Below are 19,036 nucleotides of genomic sequence, written 5' to 3' on the forward strand. Positions count from 1 at the left end.
CAGATCCTCCGTAGGTCTCGGTTGTCTTCCACGGTACGTCGGGCTACTTGCCGAAGTCGTTCGCGACGTTGATGCTGTCCTTCGCCGCGGCGACGACCCGCTCGGGCGTGAAGCCGAACTCCCGGAACAGCGTGGCCGCGTCGGCGCTGGCGCCGTAGTGGTCGATGCTGACGATCCGGCCGGCGTCGCCGACGTACTCGCGCCAGCCCTGCTTCACGCCGGCCTCGACGGACACGCGCGCCTTGACGATCGGCGGGATGACGCTGTCGCGGTAGGCCTGGGTCTGCGCCTCGAACCACTCCACGCAGGGCAGGGACACGACGCGCGCGTTGATCCCGTCGGCCTTGAGCTGCTCGCGCGCGGCCACCGCGAGCTGCACCTCCGAGCCGGTGGCGATGAGCACGACGTCGGGCTCGCCGCCGTCGGCGTCGATGAGGACGTAGCCGCCCTTCGCGACGCCGTCGGTGGTCGCGAAGCCGTCGGTGCCGCGCGGGAACGTCGGCACGTTCTGACGGCTGAGGATCAGCGCGGCGGGGCGGTCGTTGTGGGCGAGGACGGAGGCCCAGGCCGCGGCGGTCTCGTTCGCGTCGGCGGGCCGGACCACGTCCAGACCGGGGATCGCCCGCAGCGCCGCGAGGTGCTCGATCGGCTGGTGGGTCGGGCCGTCCTCGCCGAGACCGACGGAGTCGTGGGTCCAGACGTGGATGACCGGAGCGCCCATCAGCGCACCGACGCGGACCGCTCCGCGCATGTAGTCGGAGAACTGCAGGAACGTGCCGCCGAAGACACGGGTGCCGCCGTGCAGCGCGATGCCGTTCATGATCGCGCCCATGCCGTGCTCGCGGATGCCGAAGTGCAGCACCCGGCCGTGCAGCGGGTCGCCCTTCCACTCGCCGGTCGAGCGGTCGGCGGGGATGAAGGACGGTGCGCCCTTGATCGTGGTGTTGTTGGACCCCGCGAGGTCGGCAGAGCCGCCCCAGAGCTCGGGCATGACGGGCGCGATCGCGTTGATCACCTGGCCGGAGGCCGCGCGGGTCGCGAGGCCCTTGGCGTCGGCGTCGAACACCGGCAGCGCGTCGGAGAGGCCCTCGGGCAGGGAGCGGGTGCGCATCCGGGCGAGGACCTTCTCGGCGTCGGGGTTGGCCGTCGCCCACGCGTCGTACTGCTGCTGCCACTCGGCCTCCGCGGCCTTGCCGCGAGCGACGAGCTCGCGGGTGTGGGCGAGCACCTCGGCGGGGACCTCGAAGTGCTTCTCGGGGTCGAAGCCGAGGACCTTCTTGGTGGCCGCGACCTCGTCCGCCCCGAGCGCGCTGCCGTGCGCCGCCTCGGTGTTCTGCGCGTCGGGCGCCGGCCACGCGATGACGGTGTGGAGGACGATCAGCGACGGCTTGTCGGTGACGGCGTCGGCGGCGCGGATCGCGTCGTACAGCGCGGGCACGTCCTCGTGGTAGCCGCTGCCGGAGTAGGCCTTGCCGTTGTCGGTCCAGTCGACGGTCTGGACGTGCCAGCCGTAGGCCTCGTAGCGCTTCGCCACGTCCTCGTTGAACGCGACGTCGGTGTCGCCCTCGATCGAGATGCGGTTGCAGTCGTAGATGACCGTCAGGTTGCCCAGCTCCTGGGTGCCGGCGATGGACGACGCCTCGCTCGAGACGCCCTCCTCCAGGTCGCCGTCGGAGCAGATCACGTAGACGTGGTGGTCGAACGGCGACTCGCCGCCCGGGGTGTCCGGGTCGAGCAGGCCACGTTCGCGGCGGGCGGCCATCGCCATGCCCACAGCGTTGGCCACGCCCTGGCCGAGCGGACCGGTCGTGACCTCGACGCCGGCCGTGTGCCCGTACTCCGGGTGCCCCGGGGTCTTGCTGCCCCAGGTGCGCAGCGCCTCGATGTCGGAGAGCTCGAGCCCGAAGCCGCCCAGGTAGAGCTGGTTGTAGAGCGTGATCGAGCTGTGCCCGCACGACAGCACGAACCGGTCACGACCCATCCAGGTGGGGTCGTTGGGGTTGTGCCGCATGACCTTCTGGAAGAGCAGGTACGCCGCCGGGGCGAGGCTCATCGCCGTACCGGGGTGACCGTTCCCGACCTTCTGGACGGCGTCCATCGCGAGCACGCGGGCGGTGTCGACCGCCTTCTTGTCCAGGTCGGTCCACTGCAGCTCCGGCGTCATGACTCCGACCCTATCGAGGCGACCAGAGCGAGCGACAGTGCGGGCGAGGGACGAGCCCGGCACTGGCCGCGAGCGAGGGAGCAAGCCGCGAAGCGGCACCGGCGTGGGGAAGCCAACAGGGCCTCGAAGGCTGGACGAGCGGGGAACCCGGCTACACTCGCTCGCTGTGACCGCAGTCGAGCCCGCGCGCCCCGACCTGGGCGACCGCAGGCTCGTCCGGGGTGTGAACGGAGCCAGAGCCGCCGACGAGCGTGCCGGCCTCCGCGACGTCGTGATGGCGTACGTCGGCCTCACCAAGCCACGGGTCATCGAGCTCCTGCTCCTGACCACCGTGCCCGTCATGTTCTTCGCCGCGCGCGGGGTGCCGTCGCTCGGCCTCGTCGTCGCCACGGTCGTGGGTGGCACGCTGTCGGCTGGCTCCGCGTCGGTCTTCAACTGCGTCTACGACCGCGACATCGACGAGCAGATGCGGCGCACCCGGCGACGCGCCCTGCCGCGCCACATCGTGACGCCCGGCTCGGCGCTCGTCTTCGGGACGGTGCTGGGTGTGCTGTCGACCGTCGTGCTCGCGCTGTGGGTGAACCCGCTCTCCGCGGTGCTCTCGGTCGGCGCCAACGCGTTCTACGTCTTCGTGTACACGATGCTGCTCAAGCGTCGTACCACCCAGAACATCGTGTGGGGCGGCATCGCCGGCTGCTTCCCGGCCCTCATCGGCTGGACCGCCGTCACCGACCACCTCGACTGGGCGCCGATCGTGCTGTTCCTCGTGGTGTTCTTCTGGACGCCGCCGCACACCTGGGCACTCGCGCTGCGCTACCGCGAGGACTACGCCAACGTCGACGTGCCGATGCTCCCGGTCGTGAAGTCGGCTCGGAACGTCGCCTGGCAGATCGTCGCCTACTCCTGGGTGATGGTCGCGGTCTCGCTGGCCCTGTGGCCGATCGCCTCCACCGGCTGGTTCTACCCGACCGCGGCGGGCGTCCTGGGCGCCGTGTTCCTGGTGCAGGCCCATCGCATGCTCGCCCGCACCCGTGGCACCGAGGACCTCTCCCGGATCCAGCCCATGCACCTGTTCCACAGCAGCAACCTCTACCTATCGCTGCTCTTCGTCGCCGTCGCGATTGACCCGCTCCTCCGCTGACCCCGAGACCCGGGTTCTGGCGTCTCGAAACCCGGGTTCTGGCCTCTCGAAACCCGGATCCTGCTCACCACCGCAGGTTGGTCGGGTGGTCGGCGAGGGCGCTGCGCAGCCGGCCCAGCCAGTCATCGAGCCTGCGTCCCGTGAAGTCACCGGCACGCACGACGATGACGGTCCACCCGGCCGCGCGCAGCCAGGCGAGGCGCTCGGCGTCGTGGCCGGCCTGGCCGGGCTCGAGGTGGTGCGCCCCGTCGTACTCGACGGCGACGCGGTGCTGCGGGTAGGCGAAGTCGAGGCGGTACGTCGGCCGGCCGCCGATCTCGATCCAGAACTGGGGAACGGGCCGGGGCAGGCCCGATCGGCAGATCTCGAGCCACACCCACGACTCGCGGGCCGACTCAGGGCGGCCGTCGACGTAGGGCACGAGCTGCCGCAGCTGGCGAACGCCGCGGCGTCCGCGGTAGCGATCGAGCTGCGCCGTCAGCGCGAGCGCGTCGACGCCGTGGTCCCTCGCGAACTGGTTCATGCACGCCATGGCGTCCCGCGCGTGCAGGCGGCAGCCGAGGTCCAGCGAGGTGCGCAGCGGCGTGGTCACGCGGATGCTGCCGACGACCATGACGTCCGTGCTGGCCAGGGTGCGCGTCCCTGACGCAATTCCTGATCGCTCGGTCGGGTGGCGGCCGCGCAGGGCGCACGTCTCGATCGGAGGCAGGACGGCCGTCTCGGCGTGGACGTACGCGTCGACCCCGTGCAGGTAGGCGGCGGTCCGGTCGACCGCCACGTGACCGGGATCGATGACCAGGGCCGCCGCGGCGACCCTCAGCTCGACCGTGTCGCGGTGGGCGGCGGCGACGTACACATCGGTCAGCAGCCGCCTGACAACGCCGTCGTCCAGCCACGACCGAAGTCGGTGCCGCGGGATGCCGTAGCGCTCTGCCATGGCTCGGGTGAAGGGCCCAGACGGTATCGGTTCCATGCCGCGACAGTCGTGCGCGGCGCGACCGGTTGCGACTTCGGTGGCGTCGGCCTGTGGACGAGTGCCGAATCCGGGCGCCTGTGGACGCGTTCCGGGCCTCTGCTGGTGCTGATGTGGCAGATGTCGGATATCGGGAGGTCCGCAGGCGGATCTCGGGAGGTCGGGAGGCGGGTTTCGTGAGGCCAGGGGGCGGGTTTCGGGAGGCCAGGAGGCGGGTTTCGGGAGGCCAGGAGGCGGGTCTCGGGAGGCCAGGAGGCGGGTCTCGGGTTACTCGGGGGAAGGGGGGCGTTCCAGCAGGACCCAGGTCGAGGCTGCGATGACCAGGGTGGCGCCGAGCATGTGGGCGGCGACCAGGGCGACGGGGAGGTGGGTGAAGTACTGGACGAAGCCGATGGCGCCGTTGAGGACGACCGTGGCGAGCAGTGCGGTGGAGGCTTGCGAACGGCGCAGCACGACGAGCGCGATGGTGAGGCCGCAGAGGAGGAACACCGCATCGGCGTGCAGCTGGGCGGTCTGGAGCGGGGAGAGGCCGTTGCGCTTCACGTGCTCGTCGCCGGCGTGGGGGCCGGCGCCGGTGACGACGGTGCCGAGGGCGAGCACCAGGAAGGTGGCGACGAACTGAGCCCAGGCGAGGAGATCGGGGCGTGGCAGGTCGTCGTACAGGCTGAGGACCAGGGCTGCCGACGCCGCGATCATCACCGCGGAGACGATCAGGTGCGCGGACACGATCCAGGGGTTGAGCTCGATGCGCACGGTGATCCCGCCGATGACGGCCTGGGCGACCACGCCGCCCAGGATCCACAGGGCGTAGCGCCGCTGCGCCATCCGCCACACCGCGATCAGCGCGGCGAGCACGGCGATGGTGATGACCGGCGTCACCATCCGGTTGCTGAACTCGATCGCCTTGTGGATGCTGATCGATCCGTGCGGGACGAGTGATCCGGCCTGGCACTGCGGCCAGGTCGGGCATCCGAGCCCGGAGCCGGTCAGGCGCACCAAGCCGCCGGTGACCACGATCAGCATGTTGACGACCAGCGTGGCCCAGGCGGCCGTTCGCGCATGCCGCTCCAGACCCTGCTGGAGGGCAGCGAGCGAGCGACGGATCATTCCCACTTGAAGGTCCTCGCGGTCAGGGTCGAGCCGACGATGGCCCAGACCAGCAGCACGGCCAGGTCGACCCAGCCCACGCGTCCGTCCTGGAAGGCGCGGCGCATCGCCTCGCCGAGGGCGCCGGAGGGGAGGAAGCGGGCGACGTGCCCGTAGCCGCCGTATGTCGACGCGGGCAGCACGACCGCGCCCGCCGCCATCAGCAGCAGGTAGATCAGGTTCGCGGCGGCGAGGGTGGCCTCCGCCCGCAGCACCCCGGCGATGAACAGGCCCAGCGACGCGAAGGCCGCGGTGCCGAGGACGGTCGTCAGCAGGAAGCCCACGATGCCGGCGAAGCAGATCGTCGGCGACCAGCCGAGGGCGAACCCGACGCCGCCGATGACGACGACCTGGAGGACCTCGATCATGACCAGGGCCAGCACCTTGCCGGCGAGCAGGCCGAGCCGCGGCAGGGGAGAGGCACCGAGTCGCTTGATCACGCCGTAGCGGCGCTCGAATCCGGTGGCAATGGCCAGCGAGGTGAACGCCGTCGACATGATCGCCAGCGCGAGCACGCCCGGCGTGAAGATGTCGACCAGGGGGCGCGACTCCTGCAGCTTCAGGTGCGCCCCGCCGGCCACGCCGCCGACCAGCACGATCACCGGGATCACGACGGCGATGAGCAGCTGCTCACCGTTGCGCAGCACCAGCCGTGACTCCATCGATGCCTGGGCCAGGACCTGCCGGAGCAGCGGAGCCGCGCCCGGACGTGGCGTGAAGTCAGTCATGCGGGCCCTCCCGCAGACCGCGGCCGGTGAGCTCGAGGAACACGTCCTCGAGCGTGCGGGACGCGAAGCTCATCGACTCGACGTGCACGTCGTGCTCGGCGCTCCACGAGCTCACGGCCGTCCGTAGCGCGGCCTCGGCGGGAGCGCCCAGCTCGCGGTCGACCACCAGCCGCACCGTCGCGGACGCCCCGCGGGTGAGCTCCTCGACGGTCCCCGAGGCGACCAGCCGGCCACGGTCGATGATGTGGACGTGGTCGGCGAGCCGCTCGGCCTCCTCCAGGTAGTGCGTCGTCAGCACCACGGTGACGCCCGCGTCGCGCAGCTCGGAGAGCAGCTCCCAGGTCGTACGACGGGCGGCGGGGTCCATGCCGGCCGTCGGCTCGTCGACGAAGACCAGCTCCGGTCGCCCGACGAGGGCCATGGCCAGCCCGAGGCGCTGCTGCTGGCCCCCGGAGAGCCGCCGGTACGGCGTACGCCCGCACTCGTCCAGCGACAGGCGCTCCACGAGCTCGTCGACCGGCAGCGGATGGGCGTGCAGCTTCGCCACGTGGCGCAGCATCTCCACGGCCTTGACGCCCGACCAGGCGCCCTGGCCCTGCAGCATCACGCCGATGCGGGGGAGCAGCTCGCGCCGCTGGTGGACCGGGTCGACGCCGAGCACGCGGACCGAGCCGCCCTGCGGCCGTCGATAGCCCTCGCAGGTCTCCAGGGTCGTGGTCTTGCCGGCGCCGTTGGGACCGAGGACGGCGGTGATGGTGCCGGTCCCGACGGTGAGGGAGAGCCCGTCGACGGCGGTCTTGTCGCCGTACCGCATCACCAGGCCGTCGACCTCCACAGCGTGGTCAGAAGCGGATGGCACGGCCACAGTCTAGGAACGTCCGACCACACCGTCCGAACCGGTCCCGCGTCACCCGCCGGGCAGCTCCACCGGCGCGAGCTCGGCGAACCGGTCGCCGGGGCCCGGGTTGCCGGGCGCGCTCACGCCACCGAAGTGGCGCACGACACCCCACACCGCGTTCAGCGCGGTCGTGACGGCCCCCTCCGCCCACCCGGCGGTCCACGAGATGTCGTCGCCGGCGAGGAAGATGCCGCGCCGGTGCGCGGGCAGGTCGTCCTGCATGAAGTGGGTGAACAGGCGGCGCTGGTAGCGGTAGTGACCGGGCAGGTTGGCCTTGAACGCGCCCATGAAGTTCGGGTCGGACTCCCACGAGACGGTGATCGGAGCGCCGACGATGTGCGAGGCGATGTCGACGTCCGGGTAGATCTTGCGCAGCGAGTGCAGCTGCAACCGGACCCGCTCCTCGACCGGCAGGGCCAGCCACTTCAGCGCGTCGTCGTTCCAGGTGTAGGACAGGCAGATCGACGCCGCACCGTCGTCCTCGAGGAGGTACGTCGCCCGGTTCAGCCGGTCGGTGAGCGTCATGCTCATCACGTGCCGGCCGGTGACGGGGTCGACGTCCTTCCAGAACGGCCGGTCGACGCGCACGAAGGTCTTCGACGACTGCATGTAGTGGGTCCGCTCCATCGCCATCCACAGCTCCGGCGAGAACAGGGACTCGTCGACGTCGATCCGTGCCGAGAGCAGCCACACCTGGCAGGTGACGACGACGGCGTCGTACGTCCGCGCGGTACCGAACCGGTCGGTGACCTCGAACCGGCCGCCGTCGGCGGGCATGATCCGCGCGACGCCGGGCATCGGCGAGCCTCCGTGGAGGCTCGCGAGCGAGGTACCGGCGGGCCAGTGGGCGCAGTCCGGCGCGTCCTGCCACAGGCCGACCGGCAGCTGCTGCGCGCCGCCGTGGATCATCTGGTGGTCCTCGTCGGCGTTGGTGAAGATGACGCGGAGGATCTCGAGCATCGAGTTCGGGAAGTCGGTGTCCCAGCCGCCGGTGCCGAAGCCGACCTGGCCGAACGCCTCGCGGTGCCGGTGCGAGCGGGAGGCGAACGCCTTGCTGGTGGCCAGGAAGCCGGAGAAGGTCTCGTCGTCCAGGTCGCGCACGAGCCGGTCCCACATCTCCTTGATCCGCGGCACGTCGCGCTCGACGATGGCGCGCTGCATCTCGGCGAACCCGACCTCGCCCAGCGCCTCGTGCCACGCGTCGGCGACGTCCTTGAGGAAGTCGGGCAGGTCGTCGTAGTCGCGGGCGTAGTGCGAGCGGCCCTCCAGCTCGATGACCGTGCTCGGCGTCGCGTCGGACAGCGGGTTCGGGAAGGGGGAGGTGCGCAGGCCGAGGAGGTCGATGTAGTGGAAGAGCGCCTTGGACGACAGCGGGAACCGCATGCCGCCGAGCTCCGCGATGGGGCCCTGCGGCCCCCCGAACGGCTCGGAGCGGAGTCGTCCGCCGATCTGGTCGGCCTCGTACACCACCGGTCGCAGGCCCAGGCGCATCAGCTCGTACGCCGTCACGATGCCCGACAGGCCGCCGCCGACGATGGCCACCTCGCGGCCGTGGTGCTCGGCCGGGACCGAGCCCAGGCCGGCCGGGTCGGCCAGGAGCTCGTCGTACCCGAACGGGAAGTCGGGCCCGAGCATCGTCACGCGGGTGTCGTGCGTGGTGGGGGCGTCGGGCGTGGTCTGGGCGGTGGTCATCGGGTCGTGCTTCCTGTGTCGGTACGCCGCTCGGCCAGGCCCGCGTACAGGTCCGGTCGTCGGTCGTGGAGGTGGGTGTTGGCGCGGCGGGCGTCGGCGAGGGCGGAGCCGGTGAGGGTGCCCACGACCAGCCCGGGCCGGCTGTCGGCGCGGACGACGTCCACGCCGTCGGGACCGACCAGGCAGCTGCTGCCGCAGTAGGTGAGGTCGTTCTCGGTGCCGGCGCGGTTGGCGTACGCGACGGCCATCTGGTTCTCGTAGGCGCGCGCCCGGACCAGCAGGCTGCTGACGGCCTCGTAGGGCTCCATCAGCGCCGTCGGGCAGGCGACCAGGTCGGCGCCGGCGAGGGCGACGAGGCGGACCTGCTCGGGGAACTCCACGTCGTAGCAGACCAGGAGCCCGACCTTGACGCCGTCGATCTCGGCGACGTCGGGGACCGTGCTGCCGGGGACGTAGACGGCGGCCTCGTCGGCGCCGTACAGGTGGTTCTTGCGGTGGCGCAGGAGCACCGTGCTGTCGCGGTCGACCAGCTCGGCGGCGATGTGCACGTGGTCGCCGTCGCGCTCGGGCCAGCTCCACGCGATGGCGAGGCCGTGGCGCCGTGCGACGTCCGCGACCGCCCGGGCAATCGGCCCGCCGGCCGGCTCGGCGACGTCCGCCGCCCGTGCCCCGATGTCGTAGCCGGTGAGCGTCAGCTCGGGGCAGACCAGGAGCCGCGCCCCGCGCCTCGCGGCCTCGGCGGCTGTCCTGTCGAGGGCTTCGAGGGCGGCGGGTACGTCGAGCAGCGGCTCGGCGCACTGCCACAGGCCGACCGTGAGGCCGGGCGCGGTCGACGGGGTGGTCATGCCTGAACGCTAGGCGCACAGAGACGCACGAACCAGATGCTCCTGTTCGCCTTGAGGCGAGATCTGTTGCGTAAAACGAGCAACGAGACGCCGTTCGTTGCGCCCGGATCAGGTCGAGGAGGTCTCCGTCGGCAGGGTGCCCTGCTCGCGGCGCAGCAGCGGCGACATCACCACGACGCTCTTGGTGCGGATCGTGAAGCGCTCGCTGGCGATGCGCTCCACCACCTGCTCGAAGTGGCGCATGTCGGTGGCGAGGATGTGCAGGATCGCGTCCGCCTCGCCGGTGACGGTCGACGCGGACGCGACCTCCGGGTGCTTCTCGACCGCCCGCCGGATGTCGTCGGGCGAGGTCGACCCCTGGCAGTAGAGCTCGACGTACCCCTCGGTCGTCCAGCCGATCACCGACGGGTCGACCCGCACGGTGAACCCGGAGATCGCGCCCGTGTCCACGAGTCGGTCCACGCGCCGCTTGACCGCGGGTGCCGAGAGCCCGACGCGATCGCCGATCTGGGCGAACGTGGCGCGGCCGTCGTCGAGGAGGGCGCCGATGATCTGACGGTCGAGCTGGTCGAGCTGCATGGCCGTCATTCTGTCGGAGCGAGGGACTCCGTGGCGGTGGCGTTCAGCCGGGAGTGGCGGCGGCCGTAGCCGGCGTACAGGCCCAGACCCAGGAGCATCCAGCCGAGGAAGACGACCCAGGTGGAGGTGCCCAGGCTGAGCATGGCGTAGCAGCACAGCAGTGCGCCGGCGATCGGGACGACCGGGGCCAGGGGCACGCGGAAGGCCCGCGGCAGCTCGGGGCGCGTACGCCGGAGCACCAGCACGGCGATGTTCACGAGCGCGAACGCGAAGAGCGTGCCGATGGACGTCGCGTCGGCGAGCTCGCCCAGCGGGATGGAGGCGGCCAGGATCGCGACGAAGATGCCCACGATGACGGTGTTCGCTCGCGGCACGCCGGTACGACGGTCGACGCGAGCGAACACCGGCGGGACCAGGCCGTCGCGGGCCATGGCGAACAGGATGCGGATCTGGCCGTAGAGGACGGTGAGCACCACGCTGGCGATCGCGACGACCGCGCCCAGCGAGAGCAGGCCGACCACGATCGAGCCGCCGCCGGCCTGGTCCGCGATCCGGGCCAGCGCTGCCTCGGTGCCGGCGAACTGGCGCCACGGCATCGCGCCGACCGCCGCGAGCGCGACGAGGCAGTAGAGGACGGTCACGATGCCCAGCGACAGCATGATCGCGCGGGGCAGGTCGCGCTGCGGGTCGCGCGCCTCCTCGCCGGCGGTGGAGGCGGCGTCGAAGCCGATGTAGGAGAAGAACAGGGTGGCGGCGCCGGAGCTCATCCCGGCCAGGCCCAGGGGGAACATCGGGGTCAGGTTGCCCGCCTTGAAGGCGGTGAACGCGATGGAGCAGAACAGCAGCAGGGAGAGCATCTTCACCACGACCATCACGGTGTTCACCCGTGCGCTCTCGCTCACGCCGCGCAGCAGCACGAGCGTGGCGAGCACGACCACGACGAGTGCCGGCACGTTGAAGTAGCCGCCCGCGCCCGGGGGCTGGCTCCAGGCGTCCGGGATGGTGATGCCGAGGGTGGCGTGCAGCAGCTCGTTGACGTACTGCCCCCAACCCACCGCGACGGCGGCCACGGAGACGCCGTACTCCAGCACGAGGCACCACCCGCACACCCAGGCCGCGAGCTCGCCGAGCGTCGCGTAGGAGTAGGAGTAGGACGATCCCGCGGCCGGGATCATGCCCGCCAGCTCGGCGTACGAGAGCGCCGAGAGCAGCGCGATGACGCCGGCGAGGACGAAGGAGATCACGACGGCGGGACCGGCCACCGGAACGGCCTCGCCGAGCACCACGAAGATGCCGGTGCCGAGCGTCGCGCCGATGCTGATCATGGTCAGGTGGCCGACGCCGAGGGTGCGCCGCAGCTGGCCGCCCTCGCCCGAGTCGGCGTCGGCGACGAGGTGCTCGACCGGCTTGCACCGGGTGAGCTGGGAGCGCAGCGGAACGCGGCGGGCGGGCGGTGCGGGGGGAGCGGTGGTGGTCACGTCCAGAAACGTACGTGGGGTGATCGGCGTCACGTAACCGGCGTGCGTTGCGCCTGGGAGCAAGAATCTTGCGCCAGATCGCACTCGAGGCGCGCTTTGTTCCGCTCCGGCGCAGGACCCTACGCTGCGGGGGTGAATCTCGTGGTCTCCGGCGTGGTGCTCGCCGTCGCCGCCCTGGCCGCGGTCGTCGCGGTCGTCCACCTGGTCCGCGACCGGCCGGTCGAGGACGGCATGTTCGTCATCCTCGGCGCGCTCGAGGTGGCGCTGGTCGTGCAGCTCGTCTGGGGCGCGATCGCGTTCGGTACGACGGGCCGCGATGTCTCGGGCGTGCTGTTCTTCTCCTACCTCGTGGGCATCTGCCTGGCGGCGCCGATCGGCGCCTTCTGGTCGCTGGCCGAGCGCAACCGGGCCGGGACGGCGGTGCTCCTGGTCGCCATCCTCACCGTCGCCGCCCTCCAGGCGCGGCTCTGGTCGATCTGGCACGGCGCCCATGCCTGAGACCCGACCCCGCAGCCACAACGCGATGCGCAGCGGCTGGGGCCGGGCGCTGATCTTCCTGTACGGCGTGTTCGTGGTCGCCGCCGTGGGCCGCTCGACGGTCCAGATCGCGACCGACTTCGCCAGCGCTCCGGTCGGCTACCTGCTCTCCGCCCTCGCTGCCGTCCTGTACGTCGTCGCCACTGCCTGCCTCCTGGTCGGCAGCCGCACCGCCTGGCGGGTCGCCTCGGTCTCGGTCGTCGTCGAGGCGGTCGGTGTGCTGGGGGTCGGCGCGCTGAGCTTCGTGGTGTCCGGGCTGGGGGAGACGCAGACCATCTGGTCGCACTTCGGGCAGGGCTACGCCTTCGTGCCGCTGGTGCTCCCGTTCCTCGGTCTGGCCTGGCTCCGGGCAACTAAGGCAGACCTTCCTTGAAGCCGGGGAACCATTAACGCCACACTTGTGTTGTGGAAATCGTGGATCGGGTCTCGCAGGGCGGCAGCGTCATCGACGCGCCGACCCGTGAGCGCGTCGCGCGGTTCCTCCTGGAGGCCGGTCCGTCGACCGCGGCCGAGCTCGCCGAGCGGCTCGACCTGACCCCCGCCGCCGTACGACGCCACCTCGACCAGCTGCTCGAGGACGGCGCCGTCGAGGCCCGCGACCCGCGCCCGGGTGCCCACCGTGGCCGTGGCCGTCCCGCGAAGGTGTTCGTTCTGACCGAGCGCGGTCGTGACCGCTTCGAGAAGCAGTACGACGACCTCGCGGCCGAGGCCCTGCGCTTCCTGCGCGAGACGGCCGGCGACGAGGCCGTCAAGGCGTTCGCCGAGCGCCGCGCGACGTTCATCGAGCAGAAGTTCCCGGAGGTGTCCGCGGCCCACCCCGGCGCGACACCCGCCGAGGTCCTGGCGCTGGTCTTCTCCGACGAGGGCTACGCGGCCAGCGTCCGCCAGCTCCCCGTCGTGGGGGAGCAGCTGTGCCAGCAGCACTGCCCCGTGTCCCACGTGGCCCACGAGTTCCCACAGCTGTGCGAGGCCGAGACGGAGGCCATCGGCCGCGTGCTCGGCACCCATGTCCAACGTCTGGCGACGATCGCCCACGGCGACGGGGTGTGCACCACCTGCATCCCGTCCAACGACAAGAAGGAGAAGGTCGGATGACCTCGATCGAGGAACTGAACCCCGAGCTGAAGGGGATCGGCCGCTACGAGTTCGGCTGGGCCGACAAGAACGACGTCGGCGCCAACGCGCAGCGCGGTCTCAACGAGGCCGTCGTGGCCGACATCTCCGGCAAGAAGTCCGAGCCGCAGTGGATGCTCGACCTGCGGATGAAGGGCCTGAAGCTCTTCGACCGCAAGCCGATGCCGACCTGGGGCTCCGACCTCAGTGCGATCGACTTCGACAACATCAAGTACTTCGTGCGGTCCACCGAGAAGCAGGCGACCTCGTGGGAGGAGCTGCCGGAGGACATCAAGAACACCTACGACAAGCTCGGCATCCCGGAGGCGGAGAAGCAGCGCCTGGTCGCAGGTGTGGCGGCCCAGTACGAGTCCGAGGTCGTCTACCACCAGATCCGCGAGGACCTGGAGGAGCAGGGCGTCATCTTCGTCGACACCGACACGGCGCTGCGCGAGCACGAGGAGCTCTTCAAGGAGTACTTCGGCACCGTCATCCCGGTCGGCGACAACAAGTTCGCCGCGCTGAACACCGCTGTGTGGTCGGGTGGCTCGTTCATCTACGTGCCGAAGGGTGTCCACGTCGACATCCCGCTGCAGGCCTACTTCCGGATCAACACCGAGAACATGGGCCAGTTCGAGCGGACCCTGATCATTGTCGACGAGGACGCCTACGTGCACTACGTCGAGGGCTGCACCGCGCCGATCTACTCCTCCGACTCGCTGCACTCCGCGGTCGTGGAGATCATCGTGAAGAAGGGCGGCCGCTGCCGCTACACGACCATCCAGAACTGGTCGAACAACGTCTACAACCTCGTCACCAAGCGCGCGGTCTGCGAGGCCGGCGCGACGATGGAGTGGGTCGACGGCAACATCGGCTCCAAGGTCACGATGAAGTACCCGGCCGTCTACCTGATGGGCGAGCACGCCAAGGGCGAGACGCTGTCGATCGCGTTCGCGGGCGAGGGCCAGCACCAGGACGCGGGCGCCAAGATGGTTCACGCCGCGCCGAACACGTCCTCCAGCATCCTGAGCAAGTCGGTCGCCCGTGGCGGTGGCCGTACGTCGTACCGCGGCCTGATCCAGATCAACGAGGGCGCCCACGGCTCGAAGTCCAACGTCCTGTGTGACGCGCTGCTGGTCGACCAGATCAGCCGCAGCGACACCTACCCCTACGTCGACATCCGCGAGGACGACGTGTCCATGGGCCACGAGGCCTCCGTCTCGAAGGTCTCCGACGACCAGCTCTTCTACCTGATGTCGCGCGGCATGGAGCAGGACGAGGCCATGGCCATGATCGTCCGCGGCTTCGTGGAGCCGATCGCCAAGGAGCTGCCGATGGAGTACGCCCTCGAGCTCAACCGGCTCATCGAGCTGCAGATGGAAGGAGCAGTTGGCTGATGTCGGCCGTCGCTGAGGCCCTGGAGATGGACAGGGTCGAGTCCCACCTGCACCCGGAGGGATCCTTCGACGTCGAGGCCCACGAGGTCCCGACCGGTCGTGAGGAGATCTGGCGGTTCACCCCGCTCAAGCGGCTGCGCGGCATCCACGCCGACGCTTCGCTCTCCGGTACGTCGTACACGCCGGCCTTCGACGCCCCCGAGGCCGTCCGCATCGAGCGGATCGAGGACGGCAGCCTCAAGGGCGTCTCCGGCCTGGTGCCGTGGGACCGGATCTCCGCGCGCGCCTTCGCGGAGGCCAAGGAGACCCTCGCGGTCACCGTCCCGCAGGAGACCGTGCTGGACCGACCGGTGTACGTGACCCTCAAGGGCACCGGCACCGACGAGGCGAGCGCGACGCACGCCGTCATCCGCGCCGAGAAGTTCAGCAGCGCGGTCGTCGTGATCCGGTTCGAGGGCTCGATGACGCTGGCCGACAACGTCGAGATCGTGGTCGAGGACGGCGCCCAGCTGACCGTCGTCTCCATCGATGACTGGGCCGACGACGCCGTGCACGTGGGTCACCGCCACATCCGGGTCGGTCGTGACGCGCAGTTCAAGCACGTCGACATCACCTTCGGTGGCGACGTCGTCCGCAACGACACCACCGCCGACTACGCCGGCCCCGGCGGCTCGGTCGAGATGCTCGGCCTGTACTTCGCCGACGCCGGCCAGCACATCGAGCACCGGCTGTTCGTCGACCACAACGCCCCGAAGACCAAGTCGCACGTGGTCTACAAGGGCGCGCTGCAGGGCGAGAAGGCGCACACGGTCTGGATCGGCAACGTCCTGATCCGCAAGATCGCCGAGGGCATCGAGACCTACGAGGAGAACCGCAACCTGGTCCTCTCCGACGGCTGCCAGGCCGACTCGGTCCCGAACCTGGAGATCGAGACCGGCGAGATCGAGGGCGCGGGTCACGCGTCCGCGACCGCCCGGTTCGACGACGAGCAGCTGTTCTACCTGCGCTCGCGCGGCATCTCGGAGAAGGAGGCGCAGCGACTCGTCGTGCACGGCTTCTTCAACGACCTGATCCGCCAGGTCGGCGTACCGGAGCTCGAGGAGCAGCTCGCGGCGACCGTGGAGGCGGAGCTGGCCAAGAACGTCCTCGCGGGGGAGCTCGCATGACCTTCGAGCGCGTCGCGACGCTGAACGAGATCCCGGAGGACGAGGCCGTCAAGGTCACCGTCGACCGGTACGACCTCGCCCTGGCCCGGCACGGCGACGAGGTCTTCGCCCTCCAGGACCTCTGCTCCCACGCCGAGGTCGCCCTGTCCGAGGGCGAGGTCGAGGACTGCACCGTCGAGTGCTGGCTGCACGGGTCGAAGTTCGACCTGCGCACCGGCAAGCCGACCGGCCTGCCCGCGACCGAGCCGGTCGCCACCTTCCCTGTCGAGGTCCGAGGAGACGAGGTCTTCGTGGACGTCACCACCACCCTGAACGGAGTCACCCCCGCATGAGCACCCTGGAGATCAAGGACCTGCACGTCTCGGTCGAGACCGAGGACGGCGCCAAGGAGATCCTCAAGGGCGTCACGCTGACCATCAAGGACGGCGAGACCCACGCGATCATGGGCCCGAACGGGTCCGGCAAGTCGACCACGGCGTACTCCATCGCCGGTCACCCGAAGTACACGATCACCGGCGGCGAGGTCCTCCTCGACGGCGAGAACGTGCTCGACATGACCGTCGACGAGCGGGCGCGCGCCGGCCTCTTCCTGGCGATGCAGTACCCCGTCGAGGTCCCGGGCGTGTCGATGGCGAACTTCCTGCGCACCGCGAAGACCGCCCTGGACGGCGAGGCGCCGAAGCTGCGCACGTGGGTCAAGGACGTCAACGGCGCCCTGGAGAAGATGAAGCTCGACACCGCGTTCTCGGGCCGCTCGGTCAACGAGGGCTTCTCCGGCGGCGAGAAGAAGCGCGCCGAGATCGCGCAGCTCGACCTGCTCGACCCGAAGTTCGCGATCCTCGACGAGATCGACTCCGGTCTCGACATCGACGCGCTCAAGGTCGTCTCCGACGGCATCAACGACTTCGCCGGTCGCGACGGCAAGGGTCTGCTGCTGATCACGCACTACACGCGGATCCTGCGCTACGTGAAGCCCGACTTCGTCCACGTCTTCGTCGACGGCCGGATCGCCGAGTCCGGCGGTCCCGAGCTCGCCGACGACCTGGAGGCCAACGGCTACGAGAAGTACGTCGGAGCGGGGGTCTGACATGACCCTCCCCGGTCTCCTCCCCGAGCTCGAGGTCATCAGGAAGGACTTCCCGATCCTCGAGCGGCGGCTGGCGGGCGACGTCCCGCTGGTCTACCTGGACAGTGCGAACACCTCGCAGAAGCCGCAGATCGTCATCGACACGATGGTCGACCACCTCGAGCGGCACAACGCGAACATCGCCCGCGCGATGCACCAGCTCGGAGCCGAGGCGACCGAGGCGTTCGAGGGCGCCCGCGACAAGGTCGCGGCGTTCATCGGCGCGCCCGAGCGCGACGAGATCATCTTCACCAAGAACGCCTCCGAGGCGCTCAACCTCGTCGCCCACACCGTGCCGCTGCGGGAGGGCGACCGCGTCGTCATCACCGAGATGGAGCACCACTCCAACATCGTGCCGTGGCAGCTGGCCACGGAGCGGTCGGGCGCGGAGCTGCGCTGGTTCGGCTTGACCGACGAGGGCCTGCTCGACCTGTCGAAGATCGACGAGCTGATCACCGAGCGCACCAAGGTCGTCTCGCTGGCCTGGGTCAGCAACATGCTCGGCACCATCAACCCGATCGCGGAGATCGCGAAGAAGGCGCACGCGGTCGGCGCGCTGGTCGTCGTCGACGCCTCGCAGGCGGCCCCGCAGCTGCCGATCGACCTCGCGGCGATGGCGCCGGACGAGCGGCCTGACCTGCTGGCCTTCACCGGCCACAAGGTGGTCGGCCCGACGGGCATCGGCGTGCTCTGGGGTTCGCGTGCGGTGCTCGAGGGGCTGCCGCCGTTCCTCGGTGGTGGCGAGATGATCGCGACCGTCACGATGGAGCGCTCGACGTACGCCGGCATCCCGCACAAGTTCGAGGCCGGGACCCCGCCGATCGTCGAGGCCGTGGGCCTCGGCGCCGCGGTCGAGTACCTCGGCCACGTCGGGCTCGAGGCGGTGCACGCCCACGAGCAGGCCATCACCGGCTACGCGCTGCAGGGCCTGCAGTCGGTCAAGGGCGTCACCGTCCTCGGCCCGCTCGACCCGGCGCTGCGCGGGGGAGCGATCTCCTTCGAGCTCGACGGCGTGCACCCGCACGACATCGCGCAGGTGCTGGACAGCCGCGGCATCGCCGTACGCGCGGGGCACCACTGCGCGAAGCCTGCCCACGCGCGCTTCGGGGTACAGGCATCGACGCGGATGTCGTCGTACCTCTACACGACCCCGGCGGAGATCGACGCTCTCGTCGAGGGCCTGGAATACACCCGTTCGTACTTCAAGTTGGACTGATCCATGACCGCAACGCCTGATCTGGATGCGCTCTACCAGGAGATCATCCTCGACCACTACAAGCACCCGCACGGCAAGGGGCTCCGCAACGAGTTCGAGGCCGAGGTGCACCACGTCAACCCGACGTGCGGTGACGAGATCACCCTCCGCGCGCACCTCGCCGACGGCAAGGTCGCGGACATCTCGTACGACGCGCTCGGCTGCTCGATCTCGCAGGCCTCGGCCTCGGTGCTCTACGACCTCGTCGTCGGCAAGAGCGTCGAGGAGGCGATGGACATCCAGGCGAAGTTCCAGGAGCTCATGCAGGGCAAGGGTCAGCTGGAGCCGGACGAGGACGTCCTGGAGGACGGCATCGCGTTCGCGGGTGTCGCGAAGTTCCCGGCGCGCGTGAAGTGCGCGCTGCTGTCGTGGATGGCGATGAAGGACGCGGTCAGCCGCGTGGAGACGCAGGAGGAAGCATGAGCACCACCGTCGATGACGTGACCGAGGCGATGAAGGACGTCGTCGACCCCGAGCTCGGGATCAACGTGGTCGACCTCGGCCTGGTCTACGGGGTGCACCTGGACGAGGCGTCCAACGTGGTCCTCGACATGACGCTGACCTCGGCGGCCTGTCCGCTGACCGACGTCATCACCGACCAGACCGAGACCGCCCTCGAGGGCCTGGTCAACGACGTCGCGATCAACTGGGTCTGGATGCCGCCGTGGGGCCCGGACAAGATCACCGACGACGGTCGCGAGCAGCTCCGGGCGCTCGGCTTCAACGTCTGAGCCCAGGGCTTCGCGAGGAACGAGCGGGGCGCGTCGGGCGAAGAGGTCAAGTGACGGCGCGGGTGAG

20 protein-coding genes are annotated in these 19,036 nt (G+C 70.4%); 11 read left to right on the forward strand and 9 right to left on the reverse strand.

What is annotated here, in order from left to right; translation table 11 throughout:
- Positions 1–43 precede the first annotated feature (43 nt).
- Positions 44–2,164, reverse strand: a complete 2,121-nt coding sequence (gene tkt, locus ACYVAQ_RS21590; RefSeq protein ID WP_460792620.1) for a transketolase — start codon at positions 2,162–2,164, stop codon at positions 44–46.
- A gap of 166 nt (positions 2,165–2,330) precedes the next feature.
- Between tkt and ACYVAQ_RS21595 the strand changes: the two genes are divergently transcribed.
- Entirely contained in the window at positions 2,331–3,305 is a 975-nt protein-coding gene (locus ACYVAQ_RS21595) for a heme o synthase (protein WP_460792621.1), read from the forward strand.
- Positions 3,306–3,369: 64 nt separating this feature from the next.
- Here ACYVAQ_RS21595 and ACYVAQ_RS21600 read toward each other — a convergent pair whose 3' ends face one another.
- The 8 genes from ACYVAQ_RS21600 to ACYVAQ_RS21635 form a co-directional block, all read right to left on the reverse strand.
- The gene (locus tag ACYVAQ_RS21600; RefSeq protein ID WP_460792622.1) at positions 3,370–4,242 is read right to left on the reverse strand and encodes a DUF559 domain-containing protein; all 873 of its coding nucleotides are present in this window, start codon (positions 4,240–4,242) and stop codon (positions 3,370–3,372) included.
- 303 nt (positions 4,243–4,545) lie between these two features.
- The gene (locus ACYVAQ_RS21605; RefSeq protein ID WP_460792685.1) at positions 4,546–5,385 is read right to left on the reverse strand and encodes a COX15/CtaA family protein; all 840 of its coding nucleotides are present in this window, start codon (positions 5,383–5,385) and stop codon (positions 4,546–4,548) included.
- On the reverse strand, positions 5,382–6,152 hold the full coding sequence (locus ACYVAQ_RS21610; RefSeq protein WP_460792623.1) for an ABC transporter permease: 771 nt from the start codon (positions 6,150–6,152) through the stop codon (positions 5,382–5,384). Before ACYVAQ_RS21610 ends, ACYVAQ_RS21605 begins: the two co-directional genes overlap by 4 nt.
- Positions 6,145–7,011: an ABC transporter ATP-binding protein gene (locus tag ACYVAQ_RS21615; protein ID WP_460792625.1), complete on the reverse strand. Its 867-nt coding sequence runs from the start codon at positions 7,009–7,011 to the stop codon at positions 6,145–6,147. Before ACYVAQ_RS21615 ends, ACYVAQ_RS21610 begins: the two co-directional genes overlap by 8 nt.
- Before the next feature lie 48 nt (positions 7,012–7,059).
- Positions 7,060–8,742 (reverse strand): flavin monoamine oxidase family protein, encoded by a 1,683-nt coding sequence (locus tag ACYVAQ_RS21620; RefSeq protein ID WP_460792626.1) that lies wholly within the window; start codon positions 8,740–8,742, stop codon positions 7,060–7,062.
- Complete coding sequence (locus tag ACYVAQ_RS21625; protein ID WP_460792627.1) at positions 8,739–9,587, reverse strand: carbon-nitrogen hydrolase family protein; 849 nt, start codon at positions 9,585–9,587, stop codon at positions 8,739–8,741. Before ACYVAQ_RS21625 ends, ACYVAQ_RS21620 begins: the two co-directional genes overlap by 4 nt.
- Positions 9,588–9,695: 108 nt before the next feature.
- Positions 9,696–10,166, reverse strand: a complete 471-nt coding sequence (locus ACYVAQ_RS21630; RefSeq protein ID WP_460792628.1) for an Lrp/AsnC family transcriptional regulator — start codon at positions 10,164–10,166, stop codon at positions 9,696–9,698.
- A gap of 5 nt (positions 10,167–10,171) precedes the next feature.
- Complete coding sequence (locus ACYVAQ_RS21635) at positions 10,172–11,644, reverse strand: amino acid permease (protein ID WP_460792629.1); 1,473 nt, start codon at positions 11,642–11,644, stop codon at positions 10,172–10,174.
- Between the two features lie 132 nt (positions 11,645–11,776).
- Here ACYVAQ_RS21635 and ACYVAQ_RS21640 point away from each other — a divergent pair, with 132 nt between their 5' ends.
- From ACYVAQ_RS21640 to ACYVAQ_RS21685, 10 genes are read left to right on the forward strand one after another with little or no spacing between them, the layout of a single operon-like run.
- Positions 11,777–12,142 (forward strand): hypothetical protein, encoded by a 366-nt coding sequence (locus ACYVAQ_RS21640; protein ID WP_460792630.1) that lies wholly within the window; start codon positions 11,777–11,779, stop codon positions 12,140–12,142.
- Complete coding sequence (locus ACYVAQ_RS21645; protein ID WP_460792631.1) at positions 12,135–12,554, forward strand: hypothetical protein; 420 nt, start codon at positions 12,135–12,137, stop codon at positions 12,552–12,554. Before ACYVAQ_RS21640 ends, ACYVAQ_RS21645 begins: the two co-directional genes overlap by 8 nt.
- 32 nt (positions 12,555–12,586) lie before the next feature.
- On the forward strand, positions 12,587–13,276 hold the full coding sequence (locus ACYVAQ_RS21650; RefSeq protein WP_460792632.1) for a helix-turn-helix transcriptional regulator: 690 nt from the start codon (positions 12,587–12,589) through the stop codon (positions 13,274–13,276).
- Positions 13,273–14,691, forward strand: coding sequence for a Fe-S cluster assembly protein SufB (sufB, locus tag ACYVAQ_RS21655; protein ID WP_460792633.1), 1,419 nt, complete (start codon positions 13,273–13,275; stop codon positions 14,689–14,691). The genes ACYVAQ_RS21650 and sufB overlap by 4 nt, the downstream gene beginning before the upstream one ends.
- Positions 14,691–15,857: a Fe-S cluster assembly protein SufD gene (sufD, locus tag ACYVAQ_RS21660; RefSeq protein WP_460792634.1), complete on the forward strand. Its 1,167-nt coding sequence runs from the start codon at positions 14,691–14,693 to the stop codon at positions 15,855–15,857. Before sufB ends, sufD begins: the two co-directional genes overlap by 1 nt.
- A complete protein-coding gene (locus tag ACYVAQ_RS21665; RefSeq protein ID WP_460792635.1) occupies positions 15,854–16,189 on the forward strand; it encodes a non-heme iron oxygenase ferredoxin subunit in 336 nt (111 codons plus the stop codon). Before sufD ends, ACYVAQ_RS21665 begins: the two co-directional genes overlap by 4 nt.
- Positions 16,186–16,944: a Fe-S cluster assembly ATPase SufC gene (gene sufC / locus ACYVAQ_RS21670; RefSeq protein WP_460792636.1), complete on the forward strand. Its 759-nt coding sequence runs from the start codon at positions 16,186–16,188 to the stop codon at positions 16,942–16,944. The genes ACYVAQ_RS21665 and sufC overlap by 4 nt, the downstream gene beginning before the upstream one ends.
- A gap of 1 nt (position 16,945) precedes the next feature.
- Positions 16,946–18,199, forward strand: a complete 1,254-nt coding sequence (locus tag ACYVAQ_RS21675; RefSeq protein ID WP_460792637.1) for an aminotransferase class V-fold PLP-dependent enzyme — start codon at positions 16,946–16,948, stop codon at positions 18,197–18,199.
- Between the two features lie 3 nt (positions 18,200–18,202).
- Positions 18,203–18,661 (forward strand): Fe-S cluster assembly sulfur transfer protein SufU, encoded by a 459-nt coding sequence (gene sufU / locus ACYVAQ_RS21680; protein WP_460792638.1) that lies wholly within the window; start codon positions 18,203–18,205, stop codon positions 18,659–18,661.
- Positions 18,658–18,969 carry a metal-sulfur cluster assembly factor gene (locus tag ACYVAQ_RS21685; protein ID WP_460792639.1) on the forward strand — a complete coding sequence of 104 codons (312 nt, stop codon included), beginning with the start codon at positions 18,658–18,660 and terminating at the stop codon, positions 18,967–18,969. The genes sufU and ACYVAQ_RS21685 overlap by 4 nt, the downstream gene beginning before the upstream one ends.
- Positions 18,970–19,036: the final 67 nt, after the last annotated feature.

The organism is Nocardioides maradonensis (genome assembly GCF_054777115.1).

Excerpts from the sequence above, each read along its gene's own strand:
- ACYVAQ_RS21630 (WP_460792628.1), bottom strand. The coding sequence starts at position 10,166 with ATGCAGCTCGACCAGCTCGACCGTCAGATCATCGGCGCCCTCCTCGAC.
- ACYVAQ_RS21600 (WP_460792622.1), bottom strand. The coding sequence starts at position 4,242 with ATGGCAGAGCGCTACGGCATCCCGCGGCACCGACTTCGGTCGTGGCTG.
- ACYVAQ_RS21675 (WP_460792637.1), top strand. The coding sequence starts at position 16,946 with ATGACCCTCCCCGGTCTCCTCCCCGAGCTCGAGGTCATCAGGAAGGAC.
- ACYVAQ_RS21620 (WP_460792626.1), bottom strand. The coding sequence starts at position 8,742 with ATGACCACCGCCCAGACCACGCCCGACGCCCCCACCACGCACGACACC.
- ACYVAQ_RS21610 (WP_460792623.1), bottom strand. The coding sequence starts at position 6,152 with ATGACTGACTTCACGCCACGTCCGGGCGCGGCTCCGCTGCTCCGGCAG.
- sufB (WP_460792633.1), top strand. The coding sequence starts at position 13,273 with ATGACCTCGATCGAGGAACTGAACCCCGAGCTGAAGGGGATCGGCCGC.
- ACYVAQ_RS21625 (WP_460792627.1), bottom strand. The coding sequence starts at position 9,587 with ATGACCACCCCGTCGACCGCGCCCGGCCTCACGGTCGGCCTGTGGCAG.
- sufU (WP_460792638.1), top strand. The coding sequence starts at position 18,203 with ATGACCGCAACGCCTGATCTGGATGCGCTCTACCAGGAGATCATCCTC.
- ACYVAQ_RS21665 (WP_460792635.1), top strand. The coding sequence starts at position 15,854 with ATGACCTTCGAGCGCGTCGCGACGCTGAACGAGATCCCGGAGGACGAG.
- ACYVAQ_RS21605 (WP_460792685.1), bottom strand. The coding sequence starts at position 5,385 with ATGATCCGTCGCTCGCTCGCTGCCCTCCAGCAGGGTCTGGAGCGGCAT.
- tkt (WP_460792620.1), bottom strand. The coding sequence starts at position 2,164 with ATGACGCCGGAGCTGCAGTGGACCGACCTGGACAAGAAGGCGGTCGAC.
- sufC (WP_460792636.1), top strand. The coding sequence starts at position 16,186 with ATGAGCACCCTGGAGATCAAGGACCTGCACGTCTCGGTCGAGACCGAG.
- ACYVAQ_RS21685 (WP_460792639.1), top strand. The coding sequence starts at position 18,658 with ATGAGCACCACCGTCGATGACGTGACCGAGGCGATGAAGGACGTCGTC.
- ACYVAQ_RS21645 (WP_460792631.1), top strand. The coding sequence starts at position 12,135 with ATGCCTGAGACCCGACCCCGCAGCCACAACGCGATGCGCAGCGGCTGG.
- sufD (WP_460792634.1), top strand. The coding sequence starts at position 14,691 with ATGTCGGCCGTCGCTGAGGCCCTGGAGATGGACAGGGTCGAGTCCCAC.